Here is a 407-nt window from a genome sequence, read left to right on the forward strand (position 1 = left end):
GGGAGAGACTGCTTGAAAATCAGGGCAATGCTGGCGGGCGCCTTGCTGATGGCGGCATCCTGCGTGACGGCGGGCGGACCGTCGCAGCCATCGCCGCTGACCAGTGTGGTGGGGCCGATTGTGCAGACGGAAGCCAGCCATGCTTTCGGCGGGGCCGGGTGGGCGCTGCGGCCGGAAGACCTCGCCGGACAGGCTATGTCGAGGAGGAGTTCTTCGTCTCGGGCAAGGCCAACGTATACGACTGGCCCGCCGGCGGCGCCGTCATCCGCACGCCCGATGCTCCGTACACGACGCGGGTGCTCGTCAGGCGGCCCGCAGCCAAGACGCGATTCTCGGGCCGCGTCGTCGTCGAGATGCTGAACCCCTCGAACCTGATGGATCTCAATATCGGCTGGGCCATCCACCAT

1 protein-coding gene is annotated in these 407 nt (G+C 67.1%); it reads left to right on the forward strand.

From position 1 onward, the window contains the following. Window positions 1-407 (forward strand): alpha/beta hydrolase domain-containing protein (locus tag RM844_RS33195; protein ID WP_311671134.1); only part of this gene is annotated, 407 nt, incomplete at both ends.

The sequence above is a fragment of the Streptomyces chisholmiae genome (assembly GCF_031845445.1).
Classification (GTDB): Bacteria; Actinomycetota; Actinomycetes; order Streptomycetales; family Streptomycetaceae; genus Streptomyces; species Streptomyces chisholmiae.